Annotated in this window: 5 protein-coding genes; 2 read left to right on the forward strand and 3 right to left on the reverse strand. The window is 44.8% G+C overall.

All coding sequences use genetic code 11. The features are described from left to right. The 3 genes from VIM87_RS25655 to VIM87_RS25665 form a co-directional block, all read right to left on the reverse strand. On the reverse strand, positions 1-201 hold a 201-nt coding region (locus tag VIM87_RS25655), incomplete at its 3' end, for a hypothetical protein (protein ID WP_331999750.1). Between the two features lie 157 nt (positions 202-358). Continuing rightward, complete coding sequence (locus VIM87_RS25660; protein WP_331999751.1) at positions 359-2,086, reverse strand: tetratricopeptide repeat protein; 1,728 nt, start codon at positions 2,084-2,086, stop codon at positions 359-361. Between the two features lie 37 nt (positions 2,087-2,123). After that, a complete protein-coding gene (locus VIM87_RS25665) occupies positions 2,124-3,032 on the reverse strand; it encodes a substrate-binding domain-containing protein (protein ID WP_331999752.1) in 909 nt (302 codons plus the stop codon). 591 nt (positions 3,033-3,623) lie between these two features. Here VIM87_RS25665 and VIM87_RS25670 point away from each other — a divergent pair. Together VIM87_RS25670 and VIM87_RS25675 are read left to right on the forward strand one after the other, a co-directional pair. After that, complete coding sequence (locus tag VIM87_RS25670) at positions 3,624-4,061, forward strand: low molecular weight protein-tyrosine-phosphatase (protein ID WP_331999753.1); 438 nt, start codon at positions 3,624-3,626, stop codon at positions 4,059-4,061. Between the two features lie 210 nt (positions 4,062-4,271). Beyond that, positions 4,272-4,696: ATP phosphoribosyltransferase regulatory subunit (locus tag VIM87_RS25675; protein WP_331999754.1), on the forward strand; the 425-nt coding region annotated here is incomplete at its 3' end.

Below are 4,696 nucleotides of genomic sequence, written 5' to 3' on the forward strand. Positions count from 1 at the left end.
TTTATTTTCCAGTCCCAGCTCCGCCATACCTAAATAATAATAGGCGCGGTCGTCCGGCTTGGCTGTACTTAGCTTGGTGAATGTTTGTTTGGCAGATTCGTATTTATCGTAATACAGATCCTTCAGCCCATCTTCTATGGATTGAGCCATTATGTTGTTAGTAATGCAAAGTAATGTTGCAATAAAAAGTTGCTGTCTCATGCGGTCTGATTTTGTGATATAAACCAGTTGTCTCCTTATCCTTTACTCTTACTGTAATATAACAAAAATCGGGCGGAACCGGAACTATTAAAAAGTTAAAAAGGGGAGCGCTTTGGCAGCACTCCCCTTCTCAGGAAAAATATTCTAACTGGAAAAATTATTTCTTGTTCTGACCTTCTTTGGCAGGTTTAGCACCAGGTTTAGCATTGCTTTTTGCAGTGCTGGCCAGGTTCTCCTGGATCTGCTTGGCAGCAGGATCGTTCGGGTTCAGTGATAAAACCTTATCCATCCAGGTTTTCAGGTTAGTTTTATCTTCCTTATTATAATAATAGATCATCATGTATTGATAAGGATACATCAGCAGGTTAGGCTTTACTTTGCTTTCGCCGCCTACTTCAAAGAACTTAGTGAAGTAAGGGACTGCAGCGCCTTCTTTTGCTTCCTTATCGTTCAGCATATTGGCACGGCCTCTCCAGTATAAGCCAAGCGCTTCCTGGGTGGGATATTTACTTACGAAAGTACCGAAGGTAGAATCTGCATCTTTCGGTTTGTTAGCGTAGATCTCCATGGTGCCTTTCCAGAAATAATCCTGGATCTTACCGGTGTTCTGCTCGTCGGTAAAATCTGTGGTCAATTTACCATACCATTCAGCGGAACGGCTATAATCGCGCAGGCTCTTAAATTTCTCTGCTACTTCGCGGTAGTGGTCTACGTCCTTGGTAGTATCCAGGGTAGCGTATTTTTCCAGGTACAGGGAAGCCATTGAATCAACCACTGCGGCCTGTGCGCTGTCCTGAATTTTTACGCGGCCGTAAATTTCGCTCAGCAGCTTGTAATCATTAGGTTCCAGCTTGCTTTCGCCAGCGGTTTTTACGTATTCGTCAATGGTTTGTTTTGCTGTCATGGAATCACCTTTCTGCAGGTAAGCATCTGCCAGCAGGCGGGTGAATTTACCTTTTTCTTCAGCAGGCACCTGTGGTAATACAGTTTTTGCTTTATTGATAGCTGCATCATAATCTTTCTTATAGAAAGAGATAGCGGCCAGGTAATATTCATTTTTCAGCTTGTCAGCAGGATCGCCTACTTCCATATATTTCTGCAGGTATTCTGCTGCTTTATCCCAGGAGAGCTGATTCTTTTTAGGTGTGATGTAGAACTCAAACAACTCAAAGAATGCAGGTGCATACTTAGGATCTGTATTGGTAGCCTTGGTCCAGTCGTTCACTGCTTCCTGCAAAAGTTTGGCGTTGTAGTTCACCAAGCCTTGTTTCATGATCGCTTCTGCGTTGTTAGGTTCCAGCTCCAGCGCTTTATCGTAAGTGGAAATGGCTTTACCACCATTTTCACCACCCAGCACGCGGTAAGCATCGCCCAGCTCAATATAATCAGCTGCAGTAGCAGTATATTGTTCTTTCTTTTTACGGCCTTCGTTATTCAGCAGTTTTTCCATGGTGCTCAGCGCATAACCACGGTCGCCACCTTTTATGGAAGAGTTAGCGTCTGCAATAGCGCGGGCTACATCGCCATTACGGCCTTGTGTAGCAGTAGCAGCAGCTTCAAATTTTTGTTTGGCTGCAGCTGCGTTATTGTTGATCAGGTCTATACGGCCCATACCTACCTGTAATAAAGGTGAGTTGGGTACAGCCTGTAAGCCTTTCTGGAAGGCAGCAGCGGCAGCATCTTTATTTTCCAGGCTCAGCTCTGCAATACCAAGGTAGTAGTATGCTCTTTCGTCTGGTTTAGCGGCGGCTACTTTTTCAAATGTTTCTTTGGCAGATTTGTATTTACCGTAGTACATGTCCTTTAAGCCATCTTCTACAGATTGAGCCATTACGCCATTCGCGACGCACAGCAATGCTACAATTAAGCTTTTCCGTCTGTTCATGAGCAATCTGGTTTTAGTTGTGTTGTGTTTTTTTGCTTTATTGAATATTGGCTTCCCTGAACACCGCATTAATCTTAGCAGGGAATAATCTGAATTTCTTGATCACCAACTGTCCTTCATAACTGCCGAGGAAGGTTGCAAATCCCGTGCCTAAGCCCCTGTAGGGCTCTCTGAGCACAAAGAAGCAACCCCGTTTCAGCGGGTAAGAACCGGTAGCAATGTATGCCTGGTAAGGCTTTACAAATTCGGAGCCATAATCGGCCCGCACTTTTACTACCGTTGCTTTGCTGGTGAACTCGATCGATGTGGAATCATTCGGATCAGAGATCCAGTTCACACCGATCACGCCGATGGCGGCTTTGTTCTTCGTAACGTAGTCCACAACTTCCGGGTTGGTTTTAGCTGCCATGGTATTGGTTGGCAGCGCTTTCCCCTTGTTCAGGGAATCACGTATATACCTTACGGTACTGGAATTTTCGTTATCAAAAACAATTTGCCATTTGCGTTCTGTGTCGGTACCATCCATAATGTGGCGTACCTGGTCCATGGTTAGAATGGAATCAGGATTCTCATGGTTAGTAACCAGCGCCAGCGCGTCCCAGGCCAGCAGCATGCTTTGCGGAGTAATCTTTAACTCTTTAAAGTAGGCTTTTTCTTTTTCCGTTAGTTCGCGCGTGACAATGACCATGCGCGCACTATCATTTAAAAGATCTTTAAAACATTCTGCCTCCGGCTTGTATTCCGCCACAATCTTTGTTTTGGGATACAGGGAGTGAAATACTTTCAGCTCTGCTTCTATCAGCGGTTCATACGTTTCATCTACACTTATATGGATCGTACCTGTTGTGGGTGTATCCAAAGGCTGTTTCCCATTATTGCTGTTACATGCAAACAGGCCACCAGCCAACAACGCCAGCCAAGCCGCCTTATGCTTTAATACTTTCAAAAACATAATATAGCTCCTCCGGTTAGTTTTCTTCTGTTCTTTTGTCAAAAAATAATTGCTTTACGCCCCTGTACACACGAAATAATCCATACGCTACCAGTATTGCACCAAAGATATTCATCACCCATGGGTCTAATCTAAAGTTGCCTAAACCCAGTTTTTCAGCAAAGAAGGCAAAGAGTCCAAAGAGCAGAAAAAATATACCTCTTAACAATTCCCCCAGTGGGCGGTACGCTATCTGTATCCGCCGGTTACTTGATCTTTCCTGTTGCATTAGCATGATAGTAAGTTACAATTATACAAAAATTATTTTTTTAATCTCACATATTCAAAGCCAGTAAAATGTTAAAACTACGGGCCGGTATGTGTTCAAATGGCCGTTGCTGCTGACTTTGCGGGCATTAACTTTTTTTGTTCCTTATTTATTGTTAATATATTTAACAATTGGATATGAAGGCGTTAAGCGACCGTTAATGCAGCGGCTGTATCGGCGGGCATTCAATAAATAGATGCAGCCCGCAGCTATTTTCCATATAGGGACTTCCCGTAAAATCTTGTAGGTTTGCGGTCCCGGCCAAACCGGGCGCTCATATGAAAATATTAATGGTATGCCTGGGCAATATTTGCCGCTCTCCGCTGGCAGAAGGCGTTTTACGGGACCTGGCACAAAAAAAGGGACTTAACTGGGAGATTGATTCAGCCGGCACGGGCTCCTGGCATATTGGCGATCCGCCGGATCACCGCTCTGTAAAAGTGGCCCGGCAGCATGGAGTGGATATTTCAGGGCTCCGGGGCAGGCAGTTTGGTGTAGCAGACTTTCAGCAGTTTGACCGCATTTATGTGATGGACCTGGACAATTACCGCGATGTACTGCGGAAGGCGCGCAGTGAGGCCGACCAGGCAAAGGTGCAGCTGCTGCTGGCTAATCAGCAGGAAGTGCCCGATCCCTGGTATGACGATAAACTTTTTGAGCCCGTGTATCAGATGATATATAAGGCGTGTGAGCGGATAATTAATAATGGAAAATGAATAATTAATAATTGTGGATGAGGTATCCAAAGGATTGGTAGGAGTCCATATTAATTGTTCTATTGCAGTGTTGAACAGTATTGGCGGTACCGGTGAGGGCTCAATATTAATTGTTCCTGACCTATTGCAGTATTGATTTTTCGTTTAAGATTATCGCCCTTGATTATTAATTATTAATTCTTAATTATTCATTATACAATTATTCATTAGATGATAAAACCCAGCATCCCCAAGGGTACACGTGATTTTGGGCCGGCAGTGGTGAAGAAGCGGCAGTATATTTTTCAAACCATCCGCGAAACGTTTGAGCTGTTCGGCTTTCAGCCGCTGGAAACACCGGCTATGGAAAACCTGAGCACACTGACGGGTAAATATGGAGAAGAAGGCGATAAGCTGATCTTTAAGATCCTGGACAATGGCGAGATCTTAGGCCGTGCGCAACAAGCCAAGGATAGCCGGGAGCTGGCTACCCTGATCTGCGAAAAGGCTTTGCGCTATGACCTTACCATTCCCTTTGCACGATATGTAGTAATGAACCAGCATGAGCTGGCCCTGCCTTTTAAACGTTACCAGATGCAGCCGGTGTGGCGGGCCGACAGGCCGCAAAAAGGCCGCTACCGCGAGTTTTACCAGTG

This window comes from Chitinophaga sp. (assembly GCF_036569125.1).
Classification (GTDB): domain Bacteria; phylum Bacteroidota; class Bacteroidia; order Chitinophagales; family Chitinophagaceae; genus Chitinophaga.